General features: G+C 61.0%; 21 protein-coding genes. 13 read left to right on the forward strand and 8 right to left on the reverse strand.

Annotated elements, in window-relative coordinates; all coding sequences use genetic code 11:
* Window positions 1-7 precede the first annotated feature (7 nt).
* Both HS101_12990 and HS101_12995 read right to left on the reverse strand, forming a co-directional pair.
* Window positions 8-2,062, reverse strand: coding sequence for a response regulator (locus tag HS101_12990; GenBank protein ID MBE7507178.1), 2,055 nt, complete (start codon window positions 2,060-2,062; stop codon window positions 8-10).
* The gene (locus HS101_12995) at window positions 2,059-3,873 is read right to left on the reverse strand and encodes a PAS domain S-box protein (protein MBE7507179.1); all 1,815 of its coding nucleotides are present in this window, start codon (window positions 3,871-3,873) and stop codon (window positions 2,059-2,061) included. Before HS101_12995 ends, HS101_12990 begins: the two co-directional genes overlap by 4 nt.
* Before the next feature lie 285 nt (window positions 3,874-4,158).
* Between HS101_12995 and HS101_13000 the strand changes: the two genes are divergently transcribed.
* Window positions 4,159-4,752: a hypothetical protein gene (locus HS101_13000; GenBank protein ID MBE7507180.1), complete on the forward strand. Its 594-nt coding sequence runs from the start codon at window positions 4,159-4,161 to the stop codon at window positions 4,750-4,752.
* A 33-nt stretch (window positions 4,753-4,785) separates the two neighbouring features.
* Here the strand turns inward: HS101_13000 and HS101_13005 are convergent, their stop codons facing one another.
* On the reverse strand, window positions 4,786-5,211 hold the full coding sequence (locus HS101_13005; protein ID MBE7507181.1) for a rhodanese-like domain-containing protein: 426 nt from the start codon (window positions 5,209-5,211) through the stop codon (window positions 4,786-4,788).
* A gap of 29 nt (window positions 5,212-5,240) precedes the next feature.
* Entirely contained in the window at window positions 5,241-6,359 is a 1,119-nt protein-coding gene (locus tag HS101_13010; GenBank protein MBE7507182.1) for an aminopeptidase P family protein, read from the reverse strand.
* Window positions 6,360-6,704: 345 nt separating this feature from the next.
* Between HS101_13010 and HS101_13015 the strand changes: the two genes are divergently transcribed.
* A complete protein-coding gene (locus HS101_13015; protein ID MBE7507183.1) occupies window positions 6,705-7,283 on the forward strand; it encodes a CHRD domain-containing protein in 579 nt (192 codons plus the stop codon).
* 292 nt (window positions 7,284-7,575) lie between these two features.
* Here the strand turns inward: HS101_13015 and HS101_13020 are convergent, their stop codons facing one another.
* Window positions 7,576-8,895, reverse strand: coding sequence for an IS1380 family transposase (locus HS101_13020; GenBank protein ID MBE7507184.1), 1,320 nt, complete (start codon window positions 8,893-8,895; stop codon window positions 7,576-7,578).
* Window positions 8,896-9,041: 146 nt separating this feature from the next.
* Between HS101_13020 and HS101_13025 the strand changes: the two genes are divergently transcribed.
* Complete coding sequence (locus HS101_13025) at window positions 9,042-9,758, forward strand: hypothetical protein (protein MBE7507185.1); 717 nt, start codon at window positions 9,042-9,044, stop codon at window positions 9,756-9,758.
* A gap of 181 nt (window positions 9,759-9,939) precedes the next feature.
* Here the strand turns inward: HS101_13025 and HS101_13030 are convergent, their stop codons facing one another.
* Window positions 9,940-10,812, reverse strand: a complete 873-nt coding sequence (locus HS101_13030; GenBank protein ID MBE7507186.1) for a hypothetical protein — start codon at window positions 10,810-10,812, stop codon at window positions 9,940-9,942.
* 1,000 nt (window positions 10,813-11,812) lie between these two features.
* On the opposite strand from HS101_13030, the gene HS101_13035 reads away from it, so the two are divergent.
* A complete protein-coding gene (locus tag HS101_13035; GenBank protein MBE7507187.1) occupies window positions 11,813-13,738 on the forward strand; it encodes an NCS2 family permease in 1,926 nt (641 codons plus the stop codon).
* Here HS101_13035 and lpxA read toward each other — a convergent pair.
* Complete coding sequence (gene lpxA / locus HS101_13040; protein ID MBE7507188.1) at window positions 13,714-14,526, reverse strand: acyl-ACP--UDP-N-acetylglucosamine O-acyltransferase; 813 nt, start codon at window positions 14,524-14,526, stop codon at window positions 13,714-13,716. The genes HS101_13035 and lpxA overlap by 25 nt on opposite strands.
* Window positions 14,527-14,746: 220 nt before the next feature.
* Between lpxA and HS101_13045 the strand changes: the two genes are divergently transcribed.
* From HS101_13045 to HS101_13070, 6 genes are all read left to right on the forward strand, one after another.
* A complete protein-coding gene (locus HS101_13045; protein ID MBE7507189.1) occupies window positions 14,747-15,517 on the forward strand; it encodes an NADH-quinone oxidoreductase subunit J in 771 nt (256 codons plus the stop codon).
* A gap of 51 nt (window positions 15,518-15,568) precedes the next feature.
* Complete coding sequence (gene nuoK / locus HS101_13050) at window positions 15,569-15,871, forward strand: NADH-quinone oxidoreductase subunit NuoK (GenBank protein MBE7507190.1); 303 nt, start codon at window positions 15,569-15,571, stop codon at window positions 15,869-15,871.
* A 75-nt stretch (window positions 15,872-15,946) separates the two neighbouring features.
* Window positions 15,947-17,908: an NADH-quinone oxidoreductase subunit L gene (gene nuoL, locus HS101_13055; protein ID MBE7507191.1), complete on the forward strand. Its 1,962-nt coding sequence runs from the start codon at window positions 15,947-15,949 to the stop codon at window positions 17,906-17,908.
* Between the two features lie 35 nt (window positions 17,909-17,943).
* A complete protein-coding gene (locus tag HS101_13060; GenBank protein MBE7507192.1) occupies window positions 17,944-19,668 on the forward strand; it encodes an NADH-quinone oxidoreductase subunit M in 1,725 nt (574 codons plus the stop codon).
* Complete coding sequence (locus HS101_13065) at window positions 19,665-21,275, forward strand: NADH-quinone oxidoreductase subunit N (GenBank protein MBE7507193.1); 1,611 nt, start codon at window positions 19,665-19,667, stop codon at window positions 21,273-21,275. The genes HS101_13060 and HS101_13065 overlap by 4 nt, the downstream gene beginning before the upstream one ends.
* Window positions 21,276-21,340: 65 nt before the next feature.
* Window positions 21,341-21,721, forward strand: coding sequence for a hypothetical protein (locus HS101_13070; protein MBE7507194.1), 381 nt, complete (start codon window positions 21,341-21,343; stop codon window positions 21,719-21,721).
* A 108-nt stretch (window positions 21,722-21,829) separates the two neighbouring features.
* Here HS101_13070 and HS101_13075 read toward each other — a convergent pair whose 3' ends face one another.
* Complete coding sequence (locus tag HS101_13075) at window positions 21,830-22,897, reverse strand: hypothetical protein (protein ID MBE7507195.1); 1,068 nt, start codon at window positions 22,895-22,897, stop codon at window positions 21,830-21,832.
* A 480-nt stretch (window positions 22,898-23,377) separates the two neighbouring features.
* On the opposite strand from HS101_13075, the gene HS101_13080 reads away from it, so the two are divergent.
* From HS101_13080 to HS101_13090, 3 genes are all read left to right on the forward strand, one after another.
* Window positions 23,378-23,605, forward strand: coding sequence for a hypothetical protein (locus HS101_13080; protein ID MBE7507196.1), 228 nt, complete (start codon window positions 23,378-23,380; stop codon window positions 23,603-23,605).
* Window positions 23,606-23,732: 127 nt separating this feature from the next.
* Entirely contained in the window at window positions 23,733-24,587 is an 855-nt protein-coding gene (locus HS101_13085) for a DUF692 domain-containing protein (protein ID MBE7507197.1), read from the forward strand.
* A gap of 4 nt (window positions 24,588-24,591) precedes the next feature.
* Window positions 24,592-25,539 (forward strand): hypothetical protein, encoded by a 948-nt coding sequence (locus tag HS101_13090; protein ID MBE7507198.1) that lies wholly within the window; start codon window positions 24,592-24,594, stop codon window positions 25,537-25,539.
* The last annotated feature ends 144 nt before the right edge of the window (window positions 25,540-25,683 follow it).

Below are 25,683 nucleotides of genomic sequence, written 5' to 3' on the forward strand. Positions count from 1 at the left end.
TTGTGGACTATCGCGGTGCGCCGCTGGCCCGATGACACATATCCGCGATCTGGCGGACCTGATCGTTGAGTTTCTGAATGTCCTTGGTGTGTTTGGCGGTGTCTTCCAGCCTGGCGGCATGATCCGTAATGGCTGGGAATCCATATCCGCCCGCGGAGCCCTTGAGTTGATGAGCCAGTCGGGCGAGCGACTCGATATCCCGGGCGGCGAGCATGTCCTGGAGCTGCGATGCCTTGCCGGGCAATGCGTCGACAAATTCCCTGACCAGCTCGTGCATGTCCGGATCGCCGGCCAGTGTGCTGATGATCGGTTCAGATGTTGCGTTCTTTTGGCCCATGTCAATTCCTCCTTCGTGGTGTATCCAGTGGTGAATCGTGTGAATGAGTTTTTCCTGGGTGATCGGCTTTGCTTCGCAGGCCATGCAGCCGGCCTCCATCATCTGGTTGATCTCGTGAGGCTGGATGCCGGCGCTGAGGCCGATGATCGGCTTGCGGAATCCCCTGGCGCGCAATTGGGCGGTCGCTTCGACGCCGGACATGATGGGCAACTGTCGGTCCATGAGAATCATGTCGAACGGTTTGTCCGAGGATTCGGCGGCAAGCGCCATTTCGACGACGGCCTTTCCATCCGGTGCGACGGTGGAATCGATGTCGGCTCGGCGCAGGAATTCGGAGAGCAACCGCTGTGAATCCTCGTTGTCTTCGGCGAGGAGCACTCGAACGGCGCCGAGGCTGGATGATGGATGCTCGCGATCGAGAGTATTCGTCGGCTCAGCATCGGGCAGCGATCGTGCGTCAGCCGCGGCATCCTGACCGACGCCCGCGGTCGCGACCGTGAGCCGAAAGGTGCTGCCCTTGCCCGGTTGGCTGTCCAGCTCGATGTCTCCGCCGAGCAACTGGGCGAACTGCTTGCTGATGACCAGCCCCAGGCCCGTGCCGAGACCGGATGCACGGCCCTGATTATCCGCCTGGCTGAACCTGTTGAAGATATCCCTCTGCTGCGCGAGCGTGAGCCCGATCCCGGTGTCAATGACGTCGAATTGCATGCAGACGTTGTCTTGATTGTTGCGCGACTGCCGCAGCACGATTCTGACGCTGCCTCGTTCCGTGAACTTGATGGCGTTGGTGACGAGGTTGATCAGAATCTGCCTGATCCGCACGGGATCGCTCTCGATGATGTCGGGTATCGGGCCGTCAACGTCGGCGGTGAGGCCGAGTCCCTTTTCGTCGGCCATGACCTGCAGCAGGTCTCGTACTTCCTCGACGATGTCAACGGGCCGGCAGGGGGCCGGCTCGATGCGGAATTGTCCGGCATCGATCTTCGACAGCTCGAGGACTTCGTTGATGACTTCGAGGAGGTGGTTGCCGTTACGAAGGATGGTTTCGAGGGCCTTGACGCGCTGGGGCGGGGCCTTGCTAATGTCGCCATCGGAATGGAGCAGTTCGGCGTACCCAAGAATGGCGCTGAGCGGCGAGCGGAGCTCATGGCTCATGTTGGCCAGGAAGTCGCTCTTTTCCCGACACGCCTTTTCGGCGGCGGCCTTCTCGATGGTCGCGGTCTGGTTGGAGGCGGTGAGCATGCTGGCTTTTTGCAGGAGCCGGTCATTGGCGGCGGCGACTTCTGCGTTGACTCTGTGGAGTCGCATGGCGTTCTGCCGGTAGGAGGCCTCGAGGCGGATGATCCGCTCGGCCGACCGGACACGCGAAATGAGTTCCTGCTCGTTAAAGGGCTTGCGGATGCAGTCGTCCGCGCCGGCGTCGAAGGCCGCCGAGAGCGTGGCCGCGTCGGACTTGGCGGTCATGACCACGACATAGGTGAAGCCGACGGTCTCGGCAGTTCGAATGAAGCGGCACAGCTCGAAACCATTCAGGACGGGCATGACCAGATCGGTGATGACCAGCTCGGGCCCGTGGTTCTCGATGATGCTTCGCGCTTCGCGACCGTCCCGCGCGGTCAGGACCAGAAGTCCTCTCTTCTGGAGAAAAGAGGCGATCAATTCCACGAACGCCCGATTGTCGTCGGCGACAAGAACCTTGATCTGTCCATTATTGATCATACTCATGGCACCCCGCATTCGGCGATCGCGGCCTTCGCACGCGCTGCGACGCCGTTGATCAGTGAAATCAGTCTTGCGCGCATGATCGGCTTGGATTCGTATTCATCGCATCCCGCGCTGAGGCATTTCGCCCGATCCTCGACCATGGCGTGGGCCGTCAGCGCGATGATCGGCAGTTTGCAGCCGCTCTTGCGCAGTTGACGCGTGGCGGCGTATCCGTCGAGGACGGGCATCTGCATGTCCATGAGAATCAAGTCGAAGGCTATGTCCGTATTCGAGGCGACCTGCACGGCGTCGATGACCTTCTGACCGTCGTCCACCGCCGTCACCTGGGCGCCGGCTTTTGTAAGGAAGTGCGAGATCAGCCTGCGACTGTCCGGGCTGTCTTCGGCGAGGAGAATGCGATACGGTCCGTCGATCCTTAACTCCGGTTCCGAAGACATATCCAGATCGTGGTGACCGTGATTTCGAGACTGGACAGCGCCCATCACGTCGACATCGATGGGTCGCGCGTGAACGGTCACTCGAAAATGCGAGCCTTCTCCCAGTTTGGATCCGACAAGGACGAGGTCGCCCTTCATCAGCCGGGCGAGCCGCCGGGATATGTCGAGTCCCAGGCCCGTTCCGCCGAAGCGCCGGGTGACGGAGGAGTCTTCCTGGAAGAACGGGGAGAACAACTGATTCTGCTTCTTCGGACTGATGCCGAGGCCGGTGTCGATGACGTCGAATTGAATCAGGTCATCATGGGATTCGGGTTTCGAGACGCGAACGGTCACGCCGCCTTGGGGGGTGAACTTGATGGCATTGCCGACGAGATTGAGAAGAATCTGCCTGAGGCGCGTCGGGTCGGTCTCGACGGCGGCGGGCAACTGGCGCTCGACTTCGAGATTGACATAGAGTCCGCCGAGATTCGCCCGGCTCCTCATGAGTTCGCAGACCCCGGCGACGAGGTCGCGCGGGTCCGTCGGAATCTCTTCGATGGTCAGCTTGCCGCTTTCGACTTTGGAGAGGTCGAGGATGTCGTTGAGAATGGCGATGAGGTGTTCGCCGTTCTTGCGGATCGTGGCGATGGCGTTCTGCCATTCGCGCGGGGCGTCTGCCTTTGCGGCGAGTCCGCCGAGGATTTCGGCGTAACCGAGAATGGCGGTCATCGGCGTTCGGATTTCATGGCTCATGTTGGCGAGGAACTCGCTCTTGGCCTGAGTCGCGGCTTCGGCCTTGATCATGGCGTCCTGAAGGGCGGCGTTGCCCGCCTCAAGCTTGCGGCCCTGGGTGACGAGTTTGTCCCGCTGCGCTTCAAGGTTTTCATTTGCCAGGGCCAGGGCCATGGCATGGGCCGCCACCTGCGACTCGGCCTGTTTGCGGTCGGAGATGTCACGAACGAAGCCGGTGAACTTGCGAACGCCGTCGACCACCATCTCGCTGACGGCGAGGTCCATGGGGAATGTCGAAGCGTCCCGGCGACGGCCGACGACCTCGCGACCGATGCCGATGATCTTTCGGACGCCGGTTTGCAGGTAATGCCGGAGATAGGCGTCGTGCTCATCGCAATAGGGCGACGGCATGAGCATCTTGACGTTGTGTCCGATCATCTCCTCCTCGGAGTAACCAAACAGCCTCGTCGCGACGTTGTTGGCGATCTCGATGATGCCGGTCGCGTCGATGACGATGATCCCATCCACGGTCGTGTCGAAGACGGACCGAAGCAGCTCGTCACGCGCCCGATTGGATGTGTCTACGGGTGACTCGTCCGTCCGTGAGGGCCTCGCGGTCGAACCACTGCGCTGGGGATCAATTGTGGAGAACTTTGAGTGCACGATGGTCGCCCCGAATGCCCTGCAGGTCTTCCCCAAGTCGCCGAGGAATACCGAGAATCACCGAATCGCGGCCGGATCATGGATCAAACCGCGAAGCCCAGAACCGAAGCTCTCCCCGTAGCGCGGCTGCGCACGAGCAGACAGCTTCCCGGTGTCGTTCATCGTCCGGGTTCGTTCACGATGTGAGCAGTTTTGTAGATAAGGCATCCGCCGGTTGGAGGCCCGATACGGACGTGGCCGTCGGTCGAATTGACACGATATCGGCCGCAAACTACAAGAATCGGCGTGAGATTCGTCCTGATTATCGGCGTGTTGTTCGTTGGTCTGGTCGTCGTCGCGGCCTTCGTTTCAAGGCGGCGGCGGATTGAGACAGGCTCGCGCGCCATCGCGGCATGGACCGGCAGCACGGCCGAATCGCGGGCCGCCGCCGTGCGGGCGCTACTCGATGATGCGGCGCCGAACGCCGGCGCATCATTCCTGCTGGCCGCCGATCATCTGCGGCACGGTCGGGTGAAGGAGGCCGCGCGAGAATTCGGCATTGCCTACCACGGCGATTTCCGACTGGAAGCCGCCGCCTTGCTGACGTTTGCCTGCCTCAAGGCGCAGGAGGGTTCTGAGTCGGACATCGTCGAGCAGATCGTCCGGACCTGGCAGGAAATGAAACAACCGGAGCTGGGTAAGAGTCGCATCGAGCAGGCGTTGTTGCAATGCCTGGTCGAGACGACGCGCGATCCACCGCCGCTGTCGCCGATCGGCAGGCTGATATGGAGCGTGGTCCCCGCGAACGGTTGCAGCCAGATTGAGCAACACCTGATCGGCAACGCGCCGGCCTGGGCGGCGTGCCTTCGGGCGGACTCCGCGGAGCCGTCGAGCGTTTGAGCAGGTCCGCGGTCTCACTGTTGAAGATGCAGATTACTCGCCCGTTGCGACGGTCATGCCCGCGCTCTGCCAGGCCTTGATCCCGCCCTCAAAAACGCTGACATTCCGATGCCCCCAGCGGATCGCCTTGTCCGCCGCCATGCGACTGACCGGACAGCCGCCGCCGGCACAATAAAAAACCAACGGCTTGTCCTTGTCGGCAGGCAGCATCGACTCGGTCATCTTCTCATAGTCGACATTCACCGCCCCGGGAATGTGGCCCTTGACGAAGTGCTCGTGATCAAGGGAATGGATGACCTCGACATCGCTGTGGGCCATCAGATTCTTCAGCGCCTGCGGCGACTCCACCTGCGTGATGCGCGGGGCATCGGCCGACTCTTTCGTTGTCGTCTCGGTTGCGCATCCGGCGAACAGAAGGGAGGCGGCCACCGTCATCGTCAAGACCACAGCATGCTTCATCGCGTGGTTCTCCAGCGAGCTTGGCGTCACTATACCGGGATCTCAATCAAGTCTTTCGGCGTGGTCGTGAGGTTGTCGCACCCAGTCGGCGTCACCGCGACGAGGTCTTCGATGCGAATGCCGCCCCAGCCTGCGTAGTACAATCCCGGCTCGACGCTGAAGACCATGCCCGGTGCGACGGGATTGCGGAAGGTCGGCTTGAGCCGCGGGTCTTCGTGAATCGCAAGTCCGACGCCGTGGCCGGTTCCGTGCATGAATGCGTCGGCGCAGTTCTTCGATTTGAAGTAGTCTCGGCAGACGGCATCGAGGTCGTGGCAGATGGCGCCCGGCTTCACCGCGGCGATACAGGTTTTCTGCGCCGTCAGCACGAGATCGTACACCTCTCGATACCGATCGTCCGCCTTGCCGAAGAACAACATGCGAGTCATGTCGCCGCAGTATCCCTCATAGATGCCGCCGAAATCGAGCAGCACCATCTGATTCTTTTCGAGCTTGCGCGTCGGCGAAGGCGTGTAGTGCGGATTGCAGGCCGTCTCGCCGAACCCGACGATCGGCGCGAATGAGTTACCGTCGCTGTTGGATCGCAGGAAAGTTTCGATCTCCACGCCGACCTGCTTCTCGGTCATGCCCGGCTTGATGAAGGCCTTCATATGATCGAAGCACTGTCCGGTGATGGCCTGGGCCTTGCGGATCAGTTCGACTTCGTCGGCCGTCTTGATGACACGCAGCGTGGTCAGGATGTCGTCGGCGGGTTTCCAGTCGATGTCGGGCGAGAACTCCATCAGTGCCACGGCGTCGCCATAAAGGACTGCGCCGCGCTCGAAGCCGACCGTCTTGCGGCCGCTGCCGATGATTTCGCGAATCTTGTCGGCGAAGGTGCGCGCGGTCGTCGGCGAGGTGATGAGCTGCGGCGTGATGCCGGAGAGCTTGCGCACGCCGGAGATGTATCGCCCGTCGCAGAGCAGATGACACTCGCCATTGTAGATGACGGCGTAGCCTTCCGGGTCGCCGAAGTGCTGCACCTCGCCGGGCATCGTCGTCTTGAAGCCCGCGAGGTACTGGACGTTTTTCGGATTGGCGACGAACAGGGCGTCGAGGCCTTCGGCCTGCATCGCCTGCTGCACCTGGGACAATCGATTCGTACTCATGGCGTCGCCTCCTGGGATTCGGTGTTCCGCGTCTGGGCGTACATTATGAGTGCGCGGGCGGGAATCTGGCAAACCGGGGCAATTTGCGATTCGCCGCCTGCGTTGCGCGGCCGTAACTTCCTATCAAATCGACATTTCAGCTTACGGCTCGACATGCTTTCGACGCCGCGAGAGGGGTTCGACATCCGCCGCGGGCGGCTTGATTTTCACCGTGAGTTCCGGTACGCTTTTCCTCACCGAGCAAGGGCTTTGTGCCGAACATTCGGCGGGTCCGTAGAAATGCATTGGTGGGTCAGCCGTGCACTTCTATCCGGGAAATCTTTACATATGAACGGAGGAACGGAAATGACTCGCTTTGCAAGGCTGACTATTTGTGCGCTCGCGCTCGGATTGGCGGTCGCCCCGGCAAGCGCCACCATCATCTCATACGAAGCCTTTCTCGACGGCCCCAGTGAAGCGCCGCCGAACGCTTCCCCCGGCACCGGCTACGCCACTTTGGTCTACGACGATGTCGCTCACACCATGCAGATGCATGTGGATTTCGCCGGCCTCATCGGAACCACCACCGCCGCCCACACCCACGGTCCGACCGCGGTCCCCGGCGTCAGCACGGCAGGCGTCATGACGACCACCCCGTTCTTCGCGGGCTTCCCGATCGGCGTTTCCAGCGGGATGTACGACATCCTCATGGATATGACCCTTTCGTCGAGCTACAACCCGTCTTTCATCACGGCGAATGGCGGAACCACCGCCAGCGCGGAGATCGCTTTGGCCAACGCTATCGCCCAGGGTCGCGCTTATTTGAACATTCATTCCACCACTTTTGGAGGCGGTGAGATTCGCGGCTTCTGGCAACTGGTGCCCGAGCCGTCCGCGCTCTCGCTCCTGGCCGTTGCAGGTCTCCTCATTCGACGACGGCGCTAGTGGGACCATCGTCGAATTCTTTCTCGCGAAGTCCGTCATCCTTGGCGCGGCAGGTCCGCCCTTAACAGGTGAGCCTGCCGCGCCGATGACGGCTTCGAATCAACCGACTTCACTCGCAGATAATCCCCAAAGCTCTTCGTCTTTACACGGTTAGCCCGCATATTTCATCAGTGATCTTCGAATGGTGATGGACGGAGTTTTTCGGCTTTGTGCGTGAGCGGAGGGACGAAGGTGGAGGTTGGAGCGCGCAGGGCCCCCTTACCCCCAAGCGGTGATCAGGTTGTTTTTCGGGTCATGATGGGGCGGGCGGGATCAGGCGGAGTCGTGGAACCAGGGATCGCCACAGGTCCTGCAGGGGGCAGCTGCTCGACAGTCGCAGTACGACGCGGCGCACGGAGACGACCACCCGCGCGGCGACCTTGAGGAGTTTCAGGCGAATGGTGTTCACCTGGGCCTCGGCCAGTTCGGTGCCGGCCAGGGCCGTGCGGCGCAGCGTTTCCACCAGGACGTAGGCCGCCGAGGACAACAGCAGCCGGAACTGATTGGCCAGGAAGGCGTGGCAACTGGTGCGATCGGCGAAGAGCCCGAGCTGCTGCTCCTTGATGCGGTTCTCCATGTCGCCGCGGGCCGTGTACAGACCGTCGTAGATATCGTTCGGCGTGCGGTCGGTCAGGTTGGTCACCACGAATCGAACGTTGGGCCCCTGAACCAGCCGCTCGGCCTTGACGATCACGCGGCGCGGGCGATCCCAGGTCTGCGCCGCGTACTCGATCTCGTGGAAGTTCCGCACCTTCTGCTGCGTGGTGGCGAACTGGGCCTCGGCCGCCTGCATGAAGGACTCGGCCGCTTTCTCCAGGACGGTGTTGCGGGCCAGGCCCAGCACGTACTTGACGCCGTGCCGGTCGCACCATTTCATCATTCGCCGGCGGCAGAAGCCGGAATCCCCGCGGACGATGATCCGCACCCCGGGCCACGCCTGTCGCAAGCGCTGCACCAGCAGCTTCAGGATGGGCCAGGCGTGATGGGCCCCGTCGATGTTGCTGGGCCGCAGGTAGGAGACCAGCAGCCGCGAGCCGCAGAACACATACAGCGGTAGGAAGCAGTGGTGGTCGTAATAGCCGTGGAAGAAGCGGCCTTCCTGGTTGCCGTGGATCGGATCGTCGGTCGCGTCGAAGTCGAGGATCAATTCCTCCGGCGGCGATTCATAGGACGCGATGAACTGCTCCACCAGCACACGCGACATTCGTGCCAGGTCGCCGCGCGTGACGCGGTTCTCCAGCCGGCACAAGGTCGGACTGCTGGCCAGCGGCTCATCCGCGCTCGGCGGCCGCCCGGTCAGGACCGCCAGCACGGGATCGCTCCGCAGGGCTTGATGGTCGTTGAGATCTTCGTAGCCCATCGCAATGGCAAAGATGCGCTGGGCCAGCATGACCCGCTGGTCATGTTGAATTCGGGCCGGATCACGCGGGTCGTTGATGACCCCGGCCAGTTGATCGACCAGGCCCAGACGCCGCTCGACCTCCCGAAGCAGCAGACCCCCGGCGTCTGAGGTGAGCGTTCCGCCTGTGAAATCGGCCACGATTTTCTTGCGGCCGAGACTGGAAAAGAACATCGGTTTGCTGTTACAGTCTGTCACGAAAAAGCCTCCCTGCCTATGGACCGGAATGTTCTTACGAAACCCCAGTCTACAAGGCTTCGAGGCTTTTTCTATTCCTATTCAACGCCGACCTGATGAAATATTCGGGTTAGGGGGCATCCATGCCGCTCGCCAAGGTATGTCAGATCGTTTGCGCCGTCGCGACAGCTGTCATCCTCAGTAGGGCGCAGTTCGCGCTGGCCCACGGCGTCGTCATCGGCCAAAGCGCCGCCGGTGATCTGAAAGTCCACATCGAAGTCAACCAGCCGATCGAACTGCCGCCCTCGGTCTTTCCCGGCATCATCGGCGCGGCCAATGCCAGTCCCGGCATCGCCTCCGCGGAGATCGACGAGTCCGACGAAGACCTCTTCCTGCTCGACCCCGGCTGCGATATCCAGTTCATCTTCATCGACGCCGATCCCGGCCTGCAGATCGTCACCTCGCACGTCTGGGTGCCCGGTGAAACGTTCGAGTTCGGCCCGCCGTTTTTCGATGGTCATCTCGTCTTCAACATCCCCGCCGGCACGGTCGGCCTCATCTACAGCCTTCGCTTTCGCCTGCACGACCACAACGGCGTCCACGCGGACAGCCCGATTTACGAGTTGAGCTTCACCCCGGTCGAGACGGTCTGCGCCTGCCGCGGCGATACCGACGCCGACAAGGCGTTGACCGGCGCCGACATGCAGTCGTTCATCGACTGCCTCATGTCCACCCCGTCCGAGGGGCCGGTCGATCAGGCGTGCGCCTGTTCAGACATGGACGGCGACGCCGCGCTGGACGATCACGACATCGAGATGCTCGTCGATCGCCTGATCGCTTCGGAAACCTGCGAAGAATAGCGCGCCGGCGATTTGGCCTCCCAAACAGATTCCAGTAAGAACGATTGAACCGTCGGAGCAAGTCGCGGAGGACTGTAGATGCGCGGTATTCGCTGCCGGCATCGATTGTGGCCGGAACAGCTCTATATATTAAAACGCAGGCAGTGGCCGCCGACCCATGGCCTATGCGTCAGTTATGACATCAACCGCCGCCGGGAGGTGCTGGTGCAGGCTGTTGGGGCACGACTCGACCGTCGCACCACTTGATACAAAGATTGTATGCCTCAACAGCCGCGTTGATACGATTCGAATAGCGATTACTTGCGCCCGTCAAACATGTAGCCAAGTCGTTCGGATTGCCCGGGTCTCCATCCTGTGGACCGTGCAATTCCATGCAGCGTTCGGTCTCAGTGGAGAAGTCCGTTTCGCAACTGTTCAACTTGGCAATGTAAACCCCAAGGCATCCCGTTTTGCACGGATTAATCGGAAAGAGCAGTGTCTCCACGCCATTCTGGTTTTCTACAGAGAACTCGGCGATCTCGCGCTGAGACACTGTTTGAATCCCCGAGAAGTTCGGAAGGGTTAGCCCCGGTGTCGTCACGGCTTGCGCGGCGTCCATCACCGTACCAGCTCCCGCGATAGCGTATCCGGTTGTCGTGACACCTCGATTCCAAATCAAGGTCGCCGTCGTGCCAATCACGGCTTTATTTGCGGGAAGTGCCTGACCGTTGTCATGCCAGATAAACAACTGAACGGACTTGTTAGGATGAGCGTTGCAATACGCTCTTACAACAGAAGCGTACGGCGGCTCGTCCTGCTGATGACGAGCAATGATGATGACTCGCTTCCATGGCCCCTGATTCAACCGTGTCGTGAGTGCCTCGACTGTAGTCGTGAGAACATGTTGTTGACTTTGCCCTGAAACGACGCCTTGCCAGGCGTATGCATGCACGATCGTTCCCGGTGACTTATCGCAATAGATGAGCGTTGTTGGCAGTTGTGCGGTGCCCGGTGGATCTGCGAAGACAATCGATGCACAGGCCAAGACAAACAAGCTGGACAAATAGCGTGCCATGATTCCTCCTGCCATGCGGCAGCAAATGTACACTTCGCTAAGTATTGTACACGCCCCCCCCCATAATTGTGTCAAGAGGGTTTCGACGCAGGGAATCAAGCCTAATGATTCAACAATTTGGCGCGCACATGGAGCAAGTGTGATCCATTGAGGGGATTCCCTGCCATGGCAATCGCACGACCCATCTGTCCGCCTCCTCATCACCGGCGACTTCGCTCGCACATTTCAATGTCTCACCCATTTCCTGTTTCACTTTTTCACCGGCGCTTTTTCTGGACTTACAAACGAACTTTCCCGAAATTTTCCGTGCCTGTTCGGGCATACACTGGTCTTGTTTCACTTTGCCGTTTTTCACCAAAATCCGCCCAATTCGCGAAGCGCCCCAACACGCGACCGTCACGAGAGTTGCAAGCGTCCCCCAGAACTTTTTTCGCCTATTGTCACCTTCAAAAACCCGCCGCCGCACTCAATCAGAACCCACGCCGCAAGGCGTGGCCAGAACGACGCTCGACGCGAAGCAACGCCCGGAAATCGCAACATCGCCCATGTTCGAGGATTGTCTCAGCCACCGCTTGCGCGATGGGTTCCGATGCATGCCCGCCCGCGCAACCCCGCCGCCGCGCACCATTTCGACGTTTCGACTTTTCGATTTTTCGACGTTTCCACCTGCCACCGCAACCCATGCCCGCCACAAGCGTTGGCACGATTTCCGAAAGGCTTGTGTCACCTTATGTCACCTTCGATTGGGGCCGGCCGGCGAGCGTCTTTCGCGGCTGCCGGTCGAAGGAGAATCGCCCGGTGTGGAAGTTCCGGGGCCTCGTCGCGGGCGCGAGAGGTCGCCGAACATTTTTTCGATCCTCCCTGCGACTTCCTCGCGGCTCTGTTCAAAACCCGTCCGGGCTGGGTATAACGCCGGGCGGGCGAATATTTGCGGCGCTTCGGCCAAATCAGGGCCGGGGCGACTGCGCGCCGGAACCTCTGCACCCACGAGGAAGAGGCCATGAAGCGATATAAGTGGTTCGTCAAAGGCGACCTCGACGGATTTTTCGGCCTGGCCGTCGATAACCTGGTCCAGGTGCTCGTGATCGTCGCCCTCTGCAAGGGGCTTTGCGGGTTCACCGACGACCTGCTTTTCCGCCGCGTGATGCCCGGCATCGCCGTCAGCCTGCTGATCGGCAACATCTACTACGCCCTGCACGCCCGGCGCGTCGCCAAGCGCGACAAGAATGCATCCTGCACGGCCCTGCCCTACGGGATCAATACGCCGAGCGTCTTCGCCTACATCCTTTTCATCCTCGCCCCGGTCTATCAGCGGTATCTCGGCGAACTCGGCCCGGAGCAGGCCGGCGAGGTGGCGTGGAAGATCGGCCTCGTCGCCTGCATCGGCAGCGGGGCGATCGAGTTCTTTTGTGCATTCGTCGGCGGCTGGGTGCGGCGGGTGACGCCGCGCGCGGCGCTTCTCTCTGCCCTGGCGGCCATCGGGATCATCTTCATCGCCAGTCCGTTCGCCTTTCAGATCTTCGAGCGTCCGCTGGTGGCGATCGTGCCGCTGTTCATCGTGCTGATCGGCTACTTTGCCCGTGTGCGCTTCCCGATGGGCATGCCGAGCGGGCTCGCGGCGCTGGGAGTCGGGACGCTTCTTGCGTGGACGGTGCCGCTGATTCCCGGTCTGGGCCCGACGATGATGAGCGGCGACGCGGTGAGGACGGCGCTGTCCGGCGTGGGCAAGACGTTCAATGAACTTCGGACGTCGTCGATCTCCGAGGCGCTCTTCCTGCCGCACTACTTCGGGCGCGAGATATGGGATTTTATCCGCCAGGACACCACGCTGTTGTGGTCGTTCCTCGGCGTCATCGTGCCGATGGGGCTGATCAACGCGATTGGTTCGCTGCAGAACATCGAGTCGGCCGAGGCGGCGGGCGACAAGTTCTCGACCGGTCCATGCATGGCGGTCAACGGCATCGGCTCGATCGCCGCGGGCCTCTTCGGGAGCTGCTTCCCGACGACGATCTACATCGGCCACCCCGGCTGGAAGGCGCTGGGGGCGCGCTGCGGTTACTCCATCCTCAACGGCGTCTTCTTCACGGTCGTGTTCCTATTGGGCCTGGGGATGCTGATCGTCAGCGCCATCCCCATGGAGGCGGGCATGGCCATCGTGCTCTACATCGGTGTCATGATCGCGGCACAGAGCTACGAGGCGACGCCGACAAAGCACTATCCGGCGGTGGCCCTCGGTTTCTTCCCGGCCGTGGCGATGATGGCGGTGCTGCTGATGCCGCAGATTCTCGCCGGCGTCGGCGCAGAGGGCGGGATACTCCCGATGATCAACGCTCACGGCGCGGCGCTGGAAGACGCGGCGCGGCGAACCGATTCGTGGTGGCCCATCGGGGTCTATGCATTGGCGGGAGCAAACAGCGGCTTTGTCATCACCGGTATGCTCATCTCGGCGATCACGGCGTTTCTGATCGACCGGCAATTTAAGACGGCGGCGATCTGGTGCATCATCGCCGGGGTCGTGACGCTGCTGGGCTTCCATCATGCCTATCGCGTGCAGCCCGGGCCCTACGAATACACGCCGCGCGAACTGCTCGTCTGGCAGCGGACCGAAGATCGCTTCAAGGAGACGAACGCGTATCTCGACGTGCCGGAGGGGACGTTCATGTTCCGCGGCTATCGCATCGCCGGCGGTTATCTCACCGCGGCCGGAATGATGTTCGTCATTCACGGCATGCGGCGCCGGCGCTCGGGATTTGATGATATTGGATTCGACGCGCACGGCGCAGGCCCGCCGCCGGTCGATCCGCCGAAATCGCAAATTCCGAAAGTGGAAATTCCCCGCCGAGAATCGGCAGAGGCTAACAAGCCGATTCCGTTATCCCCCGAGCTCGAGCAGCCGGGCGATCATTCGTCGCCGTCGTCGGGTTGATCGTCCTGCACCTTCCAGCCGCCGGCGAAGCCGAGCTTGGAGGGCGACTGGCAGAACTCAAGGATGCGCTTGCCGGTCTTGGTCTTCACTTGTCCGGCGAGTTGCTCGACGGCCTTTCGCCACGGCTGGCCCGAGCGATAGAGGGTGCGATAGCTCTGGCGGACTTCGAGAATCTCGTCGCCGGAAAACTGGCCGGAGCGGCGAAGACCGATGGCGTTGTGCCCGGCGCACTGCGACTCGTAAAGGGCCTTCAAATACGGCGGCACGTCTTTGCCGAGTCGCGTGCCGCCGCCGACCATGACGAACTCGCCGATGCGGGCGAACTGATGGACCAGTGAGTAGCCGCTGATGATGGCGTTGTCGCCGACAATCACGTGCCCGGACAGAGCGGCGCAGTTGTAGAGCTTCACGCCGTTGCCCAGTTCGCAGTTGTGTCCGATGTGGGCGTAACCGAGGATGAAGCAGTTCTCTCCGATGATGGTCCAGCTCTCCGGCTGCGTGCCGCGATGGATCGAGGCGAACTCGCGGATGATGGTGCCCTTGCCGACGCGGCAGTAGGAGCGCTCCCCGCCGAAATGGAAATCCTGCGGCAGATGACCGACCACGGCGCCGGGATGAATCTGCACGTTGTCGCCGATCTCCGTCCAGCCGGAGATGTAGGCGTTGGGATAGACTTTCACATTCTCGCCGAGCTTGACCGGTCCCTCGATGACGGCATGGGGGCCGATGTCGCAGGACGGCGGAACGACGGCTTGTTGATCGATGATCGCGGTCGAGTGAATCGCCATGGGCTTGCAAATCTCCGGGTGAATTCAGGGAGCGAATTGTAAGGCGAGAATCCCGCGGCGAACACGGGCCGCCGCGAATCGGACATCAGGGCTTTTCACTCAGGATATTTCCCCTGTTTTACGTTGTGAAATAGACACATTCATTCGGCATTGCTTCTCGGGGCCGGTTCGCCATAATCTACGGCCCGGTAAGGTGATGTCATTCTGTGAGGTGTTGTGAGTGGGCGTGTCCCTGGTTTATGCCGCGTATGCCGTTTCGGCCCTCGGGGCGCTTGCTGTCTATTGGGCTCTGCCCAAGGATGGACGGCCGTCCCGACGGGGCGTGGTCGGGACCCTGCTCGCCGTGGCGTTCGGCGCCTTCCTGCTGCTGCTCGCGCGGGTCCTCGGCGATAGTGCCCAACGGGTTTATCTCTACGTGCTTTCGGTGCTGGCGCTGGGGGGCGCGATTCGTGTCGTGACGCACCCGCGGCCGGTCTTCTCGGCGATCTTTTTCATACTGGTGGTGCTCAGCACGGCGGCAATGCTGGTGCTGGTCGGGGCGGAGTTTCTGGGCGCGGCCCTGGTGATCGTCTATGCCGGGGCGATTCTGGTCACATACGTCTTTGTCATCATGCTGGCGCAACAGACGTCGCCGCAGACCGGCGGGATGTTTGCGCAGGCCATGCACTACGACCGCGATGCCCGAGAACCGATGGCGGCGGTCCTGGCGGGATTCGTGCTGGTCGGGACGATCGCCGGCGTGATAGTCGGTTACGACTGGAAGCCGTATGGCGAGGTCGCGGAGGCGACGGCAGCGGCGAGCTCCAATACGCTGGAGCTCGGCCGAGTCCTGATGACGGATTTTGCGGTGAGCGTGGAGCTTGCCGGTTTGTTGTTGACGATGGCGATGGTCGGGGCGATCGCCCTGGCGCGGAAGCGAATCCCTCATGCCGACGACGGCGCACCGATGACGGCGCCGGGAGAGATCGGGCGGAGCGTTCCACCGTTTTAGTGAGACAAGTGGCACAGGGATTATCGAGATTAAGGTAGAAGCACTCGGAATATGGCAACCTCAACGGCATTGATGGTGGTCGGCGCGGCCCTGTTCGGGATCGGCGTCGTCGGGTTTCTGACCCGGCGAAACCTGATCATCATGTTTCTCAGTACCGAGGTGATGTTTCAGGGCGTTTTGGTGAATCTGGTGGCGATGGGATTGGCGCGGGGCAACCTGATGGGACAGGCCTTCGGGTTGTTTGTGCTGGTGATTGCCGCGGTTGAGGCCGGTCTGGGACTCGCCATAGTGGTGATGCTGTATCGTCGGCGCGGGACGCTGGATGCTCAGGAGTGGCGCGCGATGCGCGGTTAGCGCGGCGCCGTCTTTAATCGTGCGGCCGAAGAAGTGCGGCTGCGAGTGGAATTCGTGGATCAACAAACTCTCGCCATCTGGATACCTCTGCTGCCGCTGGCCGGGGCGGTGCTCGTCGGGCTGATCGGCCTGCGCGGGCTTCGCTCTCAGTCGCATTGGCTGGTGATTCTGCCGGTGGCCGCGGCGCTGGGGCTGTCCGCCAAGCTCACTCAACAAGTCTTCCTTACGATCGAGGAGGGCTGCGCATCAGGTAAGCAGCAGGTCTTCAGTTCATTCAAGGTATATGACTGGCTGATGGTCAATGCGACGTCGTGGCTGAACGTCACGTTTCGCGTGGACCCGCTGACCTGCATCATGCTGCTCACGGTGCTGACGATCTCGCTTCTTGTGATCATCTATTCCAAGGAGTACATGCGCGATCATCACGGTCACGCCGAGCGGGGCTACGAGCGATTCTTCGCCTGCATGGCGATTTTCGTTTTTTCGATGTCGGTGCTGGTGCTGGCGGGCAACTTCCTGGTGCTGTATCTCGGGTGGGAACTGGTCGGGCTTTCCAGTTATCTGCTCATCGGGTTTTACTATCAGAAACCTTTGGCTGCCGCCGCCGCGAAGAAGGCGTTCATCGTCAATCGGATCGGCGACTTCGGATTCGGGCTCGGAATCTTTCTGATCTATTACACCTTCGATACGCTGGAATATTCGCACGTTTTCACAAAGGTGCAGATGGGGCTGGCCGACGGCTCACTTGAGGTGTCGCGGGTCACGACGATAGCCCTTTTGCTCTTCTGCGGGGCGATCGGAAAAAGCGCTCAGCTTCCGCTGCACGTCTGGCTGCCGGATGCGATGGAGGGCCCGACGCCGGTGTCGGCGCTGATCCATGCGGCGACGATGGTGACGGCGGGGGTGTACATGGTGGCGCGGTGCCACGTCATCTTCTCGGCGGCGCCTTATGCACAGTGGATCGTGGCGACACTTGGGGCGGCGACGGCGTTTTTCGCGGCGACGATCGCGCTGACGCAATTCGACATGAAGCGCATCCTCGCATATTCGACGCTCAGCCAGCTTGGCTACATGTTTCTCGGGCTGGGGGTCGGGGCTTACGAGTCGTCGATCTTCCACCTGTATACGCATGCCTTCTTCAAGGCGCTGCTGTTCCTCGGAGCCGGAAGCGTGATGCACGCGATGGCGGGGACGATTGACATTCGGCGATTCGGCGGATTGCGGAAGGGCATGCCGATCACGCATATCACGTTCTTGATCGGCGGGCTGTCGTTGGCGGGGTTCCCGCTTCTCGCGGGATTCTGGAGCAAGGATGAGATCATTCATGCGGCGCTGGAGAGCGACATGCCGTATTTGGCGTATGTCGGTCTGGCGACCGGATGGCTCACTGCGTTCTATACGTTTCGCATGATTTACATGGCGTTCTACGGACAGGTGCGATTGCCGAAGGGCGTGGAGCACGCGCATGAGTCCGGGTTATGGATTACGGCTCCGCTGATGCTGTTATCGATTGGGGCGGTGTTCGCGGGATATGTCGGCGTGACAATGCATTCAGGCGGGGCGTTTGGCTTCTTCGAGCCGCACGGTCGCTTCCATCAGTTTCTTTCGATTCTTTATGCTCGTTCCGCGGAAGCGGCGGCGCATGGTACTTCGCACGGCGGGCATTGGCTGATGTATGTGTCGGCGGGGCTGTCGTTCTGGGGAATTGCCACGGCGTATTACTTCTATCGGCGTCGGCCGACGATTCCGATGGCCATTGCGCTGGTGTCGGGGCCGGTCTATCGGCTGCTCTATAACAAGTATTACGTGGACGAGTTGTACGACGCGGCCATTGTGCGGCCGTTGCGGCGGCTCGGCGATCTCTGCTACGACCTCGATAGTTATTTCATCAACACCATTTTGTGGTTGATCACGCTTGTGCCGCGTAGCATCGGCTTTGGCCTCCGGCAGTGGCAGCATGGCGCCATGCAGGGATATGCCCTGGGGATGATCGTGGGTGTGGTTGTGGCGCTCTGGTGGATGCTCGTCGCGGCTTAGCCGGGGCGAAGGACGAACAGGACTGTTTTTTGATCATGCTCTATCTCGTGGACACATGGTTCGGCCGGCACATCCTCTCGGTGATGATCTTCCTTCCGGTCATTGCCGCGGCGGTTGTTTATTCGCGGACAAAGTGGGACGGGGCGGCGGTGCGACGCTTCGCGTTTGGCGCATCGCTGCTGACGCTCGGTCTGGCGATGCTGGCCATGCTTTTCTTTGTCGACGCCAGGATGAGCGATCGCTCCGACCTTGGCGGATATTTTCTCACGGAACGGGCTGATTGGGTGGTCGGCGGAGACGAGGCGGAGTCGATTCCGCTGAAGATTCAGTATTTCCTGGGAGTGGACGGCATCAGCATGCCCCTGCTTCTTCTGGTCGCCGTCCTGACGCCTTTGGCCATCTGGGGGAGCTTCACCGGGATTCAGACGCGGCACCGCGAGTATTACGCGCTGCTGCTGCTGCTGCACGGAGCGATGCTGGGTGTCTTTTGTGCGCGCGACCTTCTCCTCTTTTATATCTTCTTCGAGTTCACGCTGATTCCGCTTTACTTTCTGATCGGCATCTGGGGCAGCACGCAGCGGCAGAAGGCCGCCGACATGTTTTTCATTTACACGCTGTCGGGCTCGATGCTCACGTTTGCCGGCGTGCTCTATCTCGGCTGGAAGGCGTCGACGATGGTGGTCGGCGGTGTGCAGGAGTTTTCGTTCGACCTTGAACGCCTCTATGCGCTGGCCGCACAGGGCGCGCTTTCGATGGATGCCCAATGGTGGCTGTTTGTCGCCTTTTTTGCGGGCTTTGCGATTAAAGTGCCGCTGTTTCCGATGCATACGTGGTTGCCATTGGCCCACACCGAAGCGCCGACCGCGGGTTCGGTGATACTCGCGGCGGTCCTGCTGAAGCTGGGCACTTACGGGTTCATGCGACTGAGCCTGCCGATGCTTCCGCAGGCGAGCATTGAGCTCGCGCCGGTCATCGGCGTTCTGGCGGTGGTGGGGATTATTTACGGGGCGCTGGCGGCATGGGTGCAGCGCGACATGAAGAAGCTGGTCGCGTATTCGTCCGTTTCTCACCTGGGCTTTTGCCTTTTGGGCATGTTCAGTCTGCAGATGGCGGGGCTCTCCGGCTCGCTGATGTACATGGTGAACCACGGTCTTTCGACGGGGGCGTTGTTCTTTATCGTCGGCATGGTTTACGAGCGTTATCACACACGCGAATTCGACAAGATCGGCGGACTGGCGAGGAAGATGCCGATCATGGCGTTCTTTCTGCTGTTCTTCACCTTGGCAAGCATTGGGCTGCCGGGGCTTAACGGCTTTGTCAGCGAGTTTCTCGTTCTGCTCGGAACGTTCACCTCCGAAAAGTTCATCATCCCCGGCTTCAAGGGGCCGCTGGGCATCGCTTTTGCCGTTCCGGCGGCGACGGGCATCCTGCTCGGGGCCATCTACATGCTGTACATGGTCGGTCGCTTGCTGTTCGGCCCGGAAAAGGAGCCGGAGCACGGTTTTGATTCCTCGACCGGACTGACGCAGGACTTGACCCCTCGCGAGATCGGCATCCTTGTTCCGTTGGCGGCGGCGTGCCTTTTTCTCGGTGTGTATCCGAAGCCGGCGCTGGAGTTGATGCGACCATCGCTTGACCGTGCGGTGCTCGCGCGGGTTGTTCCGGTGGCCGAGGCAGTTGCGACGGGCGCTGAGACAACCGACGGCGCGGTCGCTTCGCTGGCGGACTCGAACGAGGTCATCGTGGAGGCCGTGCGATGATTCCAGACGGCCTTTCGATGCTGCACAGTCTCCAGCCGGAGATCATTCTGATCGTCGGTGGGATTGTCATATTGCTGACGGGATTGGCGCCGCCGCGGGCGACTTCGTCGGTGGCGTTTGTATTGTCGATGCTGACGGCGGGGCTGGCGCTGTGGTGGTCATGGACCACGCCGGTCGGTGCGGGCCTTGTTGCCGGGCTGCGCGATGATTCGCTGGTCTATTATGCGAGAGCTTTGTCGCTCGGTGTGGGGCTGCTCATCCTGCTATCCTTTCGACACGTGCCCGAGCCGAACGAGCGGGCCGAGTTTTTCAGTCTAATGCTTTTTTCATTGGCGGGGATCTCGCTGGTCGCCGTCGCGAACGACCTGGTGCTGTTGTTTCTGGCGCTGGAGCTGGTGAGTGTTCCGACTTACATCCTGATCGGTCTCTCGCGGCGCGACATCCGGGCGCAGGAGGCCACGGGCAAGTACTTTTTCCTCGGCACATTTGCCGCGGCCATCACGCTTTACGGATTTAGTTTCCTTTACGGGGCGACCGGAACGACGACGATGTTTGCCACCGAGTCCGATGTCCCGTCGATCGCCGCCTTCGTCCAATTGCCTTCGAATGCGACTGATCCGTTCTTTGTACTCGGCCTCCTGTTGGCGATCGCGGGCCTGGCATTCAAGCTGGCGGCGGTTCCGCTTCATTTTTATGTCGCGGATGTCTATCAGGGGGCGGCGCACGTCGTCACCGGCATGCTGGGATTCGTGCCCAAGTTCGCCGGCATCCTGGCCCTCGCGCGGGTGCTGTCGCTCACGGGTTGGCACTATGGCGAGGGGTTGTTCTGGTTGATCTGGGTCATGGCGGCCGCGACGATGCTCGTCGGGAACACGCTTGCCCTCATGCAGCACAACGTGAAGCGGATGCTGGCGTATTCGAGCGTGGCCCATTCGGGCTACATGCTGGTCGGCCTATTGGCCGGGCCGGGCTCGCCGACGAATCCGTCGGCCGGGCCGCTGTCGAGCGGATTGACGGCCGTTCTCTTTTATATGGCGATTTATGCGGTGATGAACCTCGGCGCGTTTGCGGTGCTCTCGATGTTCCGCAAGCCGGGCGAGGGAGAAGAGGACGCAGCCGAGACGCTGGACGATCTGGCCGGCGTGGCGACTCGACATCCGTGGGGATCGCTGGCGCTGGCGGTCTGCGTGCTCAGCTTGATGGGCCTGCCTCCGACCGGCGGATTCTTCGGGAAGCTTTACGTTTTCAGTGCCGCCTTGTCGAGCAATGCCGACACGCCGCGCGAGGGCGCGATGCTGGTACTCGTCATAGTGGGCGTCTTGAACTCGGCGATCGCGGCGGCCTATTACCTGAGGATCATCGCGGCGCTTTATTTGCGGCCGATCTCGGACGCGGGAAGGCGAATCGTCGCCTCTCCGTGCATGGGTCTGCGGACCTGTGTGGTTATTTGCACGATTATTGTATTGCTGCTTTTTGTTCAATCCGGCCCGATACTCTCGCGGTCACAGGCTGCGACGAGAGACTTGCGGACGGTGCCCGGGTGGTCGGGAAGTACAGCGGACGCGAGCGCGGAAGGCCGGCCGGTGCACGACGGCACAGTTCGATGACAAACTCATGCCGTGACGAGGGGCGCGTAGCCCGATGTGCGGCGAAGGCAAATGGAGGATCGGTCATGTTGAAACGAATCATTCCGGTATTGATGGGGGCTGCGCTGCTTGTGGGTTGCGCCGCGCCTCTCGCAGGGACCTGGCAGGCCAGCGGCCCGGCAGGCCCGGAGCACCCGATCGCGGCCGTGGCGTTTTGTCAGGACGGGACCTTTGCGGCGAGCGCCGATTACGGCGGCGGCAAGACGCACGCGATGGCGGGTTGCTACATGATGCAGGGTGAGAAGCTCATGCTGTGTACGAAGGAGTCGAAGCGGGAATATGTGGCGAAGGTCAGCGGCGACTGCCTGGAGATCAGCCACGAAGGCAAGACGCAGAAGCTGTGCCGGATGAAGCCGTGCTGCAAGGCCGGTTGGGGTAACTGCGCGAGCGCGTGCTGCGCGAAGTGAGTCACGGCATCATCCCGCGACGGGCGATGCGACGATAATTTTTTGAACGCCGGGTGAGACGACTCATCCGGCGTTCTTTTTTGGGTGAAGCGATGGATTATGCGGTTGTCAGGGCGAGGGAATGACTCGGTTGAGCATTGCCGGACCGTTCTGGAGGCCGATGGGGAACACGGAACTGGCGAGGCGCGAGGTCTTGAAGATCTGATTTGCGAGCAGGGTGCTTGCCGATCCGGTGGTGTCCATGAGGTCGGTGATGTCGGCGACATGATTGAGGCCGAGCAGGTGTCCGGCCTCGTGAGCCGCGACGTTGCCGATGGCGACGCCGATTCCTTCGACGGAGGGCTGCATGGCGAAGGGCTTGTCGAAGTTTTCGGTGAAGACGATGCCGTCGTCGCATAGATCCTGGTTGCCGGAATCGACATCCTGAGCGACGCCGAACTTGGTCGGACTGAAGCCGCCGAAGAGGATCGTGCTGAACGGATGAGCGGGCGGGTTGGCGTCGTCGGAGGTGACGACTTGAATTCCCGTCGTGGCAAAGGCGGCCTTGACGATTTCGATGATTTTCGCCTTGATCACAGCCGTCTGGCCGTCATAAGCAATGTCGATCTCGGCGGCGTCGAAGGCGTTCACATTGATGGTGCCTTCGCCGGGAATCGTCACGCTGCCGCCCGCGAAGTTCAGCAGAAGCACCTGGGCCGGCGGAGTGGGCATGGCCTGGCCGCGGATCACTTCGACGGTGGCGTCGTAGGCGCCTTCCTGGCTGCCGAGGGGGAATCTTGTGATGGCAAAAAAGAATCTGACTGTTGCCGTCACGACGACGTCGTTGATTGCCGAGTCGATCATGCCGGCCTCGAAGTCGACGTCGTCATTGAGGGCGAAGAGCTCCTGATTGGCGTCGAAGAGGGCGGCGACCGGATCGAGCGAGCTGCCGGCGGAAGGCTTTACGGTGACGATAACTCGATCGCCCGGCGCCATGGGGCCGAGGTCGAGGACGTCTACCTTGTTTCCGGTGATGTTGCCGCTGATCGACGCCTTTCCGTTGGCATCGAGTGTGACGATGGTAGCGGTCTGAAAGGAGCTGCCCGGCTGAAGACCTGGGGGCAGGCCGACGCCTGGAACACAGCCGGCGATCGCGCAGGCGAGGAATAGTGATGATCGGAATGATCTGGGAAGCACGCTCATAACTCCGTACCCCTCCTGCGGAGGCAGAGGCGGTCCCGACCATGTCGGCTGTGGGCCTCAATCGGCGAGGATTGCAGCTTAAATCAAGTATTGGGTTTGAAAGAGCCCCGGTCAAGTGGGGGGAAATGTAACTCCCGTCCAGTGCCCTACATCCAATTCGAAAAAGGCCCTTTGTGCGACCTTGTTTCCGGTCCTTGGAGCCTTGGCGGGGCAGTCCGGGGACATTGGCCGTTTGGGTTGACGATTACGACCGATGCTCAATAATGCTCGCAAGTTCGGGATAAACGGAACATCAAAACCCTTCGGCAAGAATCGCCGGCTCCGGGAGCAACGAATCGGCGCTGTCCGATGATTCATGAATAGTGCGTCCGGAGAAGGTCGCCGGATCGGAATCATTGAATACTGAGAGTATTGCGGCCGGCAGGTTGACGAGCCGGTCTTGTTTCATAAACCCCATTGAAAGGAACGAACGAGATGAAGATGAAGAAGCTTGCGTTCGGCGGGATCAAGGCGACGGCGGTTGCGGCGCTCATCGGCGGCGGCAGCATGATCGCGACGAGCGGCGGCTGCGCCGAGCAGAACAAGTGCTGCAGCGACACCGGCACCTGCTGCAAGGGCGAGAAGAGCTGCTCCGGCGATAAGAAGTGCGGCGGCGACAAGAAGTGCGGTGGCGACAAGAAGTGCGGCGGCGAGTCGAAGTAGTCTTCGGCTCTTTGACACATCTATTCGCCAGATAGAAACTGATACGGGCCGTCGCGTGACTCAAGCGTGGCGGCCCGGCTTTTTTGATTCTGACAGTGCCCCGTAATCTCTTTCAAGAGCCCCGCACATGAGCGTTCAAGAACTTAAAGCGCTTCCGCGACTCGGCGCAGGCATCGGTCTGCGGCGGCAGCATTTCACCGAGATCATCGAGCGACGCCCGCGGGTGAAGTGGTTTGAGGTCATCCCGGAGAACTTCATCGGCCGCGGCGGTTTCGTGGCGGAGTCGCTTCGGCGGATCGCAGAGACGCATCGGCTCGTCGGGCACGGTGTGGGGCTCTCAATCGGCAGCACCGATCCGTTGGACATGGAGCACCTCGGGCGGCTTCGGGAATTCTGCGACCAATGCAAGAGCCCGTGGTACAGCGATCATCTTTGCTTCACGATGGTCGATCATGTGAATCTCAACGACCTTATCCCGCTGCCGTTTACGGAGGAGGCGGTGCGCAACGTCGCTTCGCGGGTTCGGATTGTTCAGGATGTGCTGGAGCGCCCGTTTCTGTTGGAGAACGTGACTTATTACATGGCGCCTTCGCGATCACAGATGAGCGAGTCGGAGTTTATCACGTCAATTCTGGAGGCAGCGGATTGCGGGCTGCTGCTTGACGTCTCGAACGTCGTACTCAATTCCAGGAACCAGGGATACGACCCGGTCGCGTTTCTGGATGCGATACCGATGGAGCGGGTTGTGCAGTTGCATCTGGCGGGGTTTGAGGAGAACGGCGAGGTCCTGCTGGATACGCACGCCAAGCCGGTCAGCGATGAGACGTGGGCGCTGTATCGCGAGGTCATTCGGCGCACCGGTCCGATGTCGGCGCTGGTGGAATGGGACGCCGAGATTCCGTCACTTGCGAGGTTGATTCAGGAGGCGGACATGGCTCAGCAACTGATGGACGACGTGGTCCATTCGACAACGAGAAACTGAAATCATGGCCTTGTCGGACTTCCTTTCTGCGATTCGCGAACTGATTCTGGATGACTGTCTTGCGGATTTATCAGCGGAAGAACGCCGATCATCGCTGGAGGTGAGGTTTACCCGGCTATCCGCAGAGCAGCTTGACGATCTTGCGTCCATTCCGCCGGGGCGACTCTCGACCTATACCGATCTTATCTTCGCGGGCGAGCGATCGACGCTGGAGTGGGTCTTTCCCGTTTCATTTGAGGGGATTCATCGAATTCGCGCTGCCGGTGGAGATGGCCGTCCGCCCAGGTTGGCGGACTTTGAAATGGTCCGCGACCTGCATCGCTTTCGACCGTGGAAGAGCAGTTCACAGCGCCGACTGGCCGCCGATTTCGCGGACTTCATTCGCGCCGAGCGGGCGGACTGGCTGGGAGTTTGGGGAGGGCTCGAGGAACTTGTCGAGTTTGAGCGGTCTGAGCTGGACGTGTTCTACGCAGAGGATGTGGCTCACGAGCGATTCACACCGCAGGTCGCAGTGTCACTCGTTGCGCTGTCGGTCGAGGAACTGATGATGCGCCGCATTGTTTTGCCGGCGTATGTCGTCGTCCGTAGTTTTCATTACGACATTGCGAATATGGTGCATCGGTATCGCAAGGACGGAACGATTTCCGATCCGCTGCCGGCGCCGGCGGCGACTTTGTGCAGGGCGGCATGTGGGCGGGAACCGGAATCGTTGATGACTCGCTGGGTGGATCTCGCGGCGGTTGAGTTTGAAAGCCTTCTGCGACTTCCGCGCGACCGGGGGATTGAGATCAATGACTTCGCCGCAGCGTACCTTGAATTGAGAGCGGGTGATAAAGCGCTCGACGAGCAGTCCGCATTTGCGGAGTTCTTTGAGGCGCTTTTGCGACTACTTGAGTCCGGGGTGCTGCTTCTTTCTCCGCCGGCCGACAAGCGGGGTACAGCGTCTCAATAACGCACGTTTCGGCCGAGTTCGCGGCCGAGGGATTGCGGATCCATCGAAGTCAGCCAAACCCTTCTAAACCCGGCCGCTGCGCCGTCCGATTTGGGGTTACGAGCGCCTGCGCTCGGCGGTACCGATATTGAGCATCGCATTGAG

This window comes from Planctomycetia bacterium (assembly GCA_015075745.1).
Taxonomy (GTDB): Bacteria; Planctomycetota; Phycisphaerae; order UBA1845; family UTPLA1; genus UTPLA1.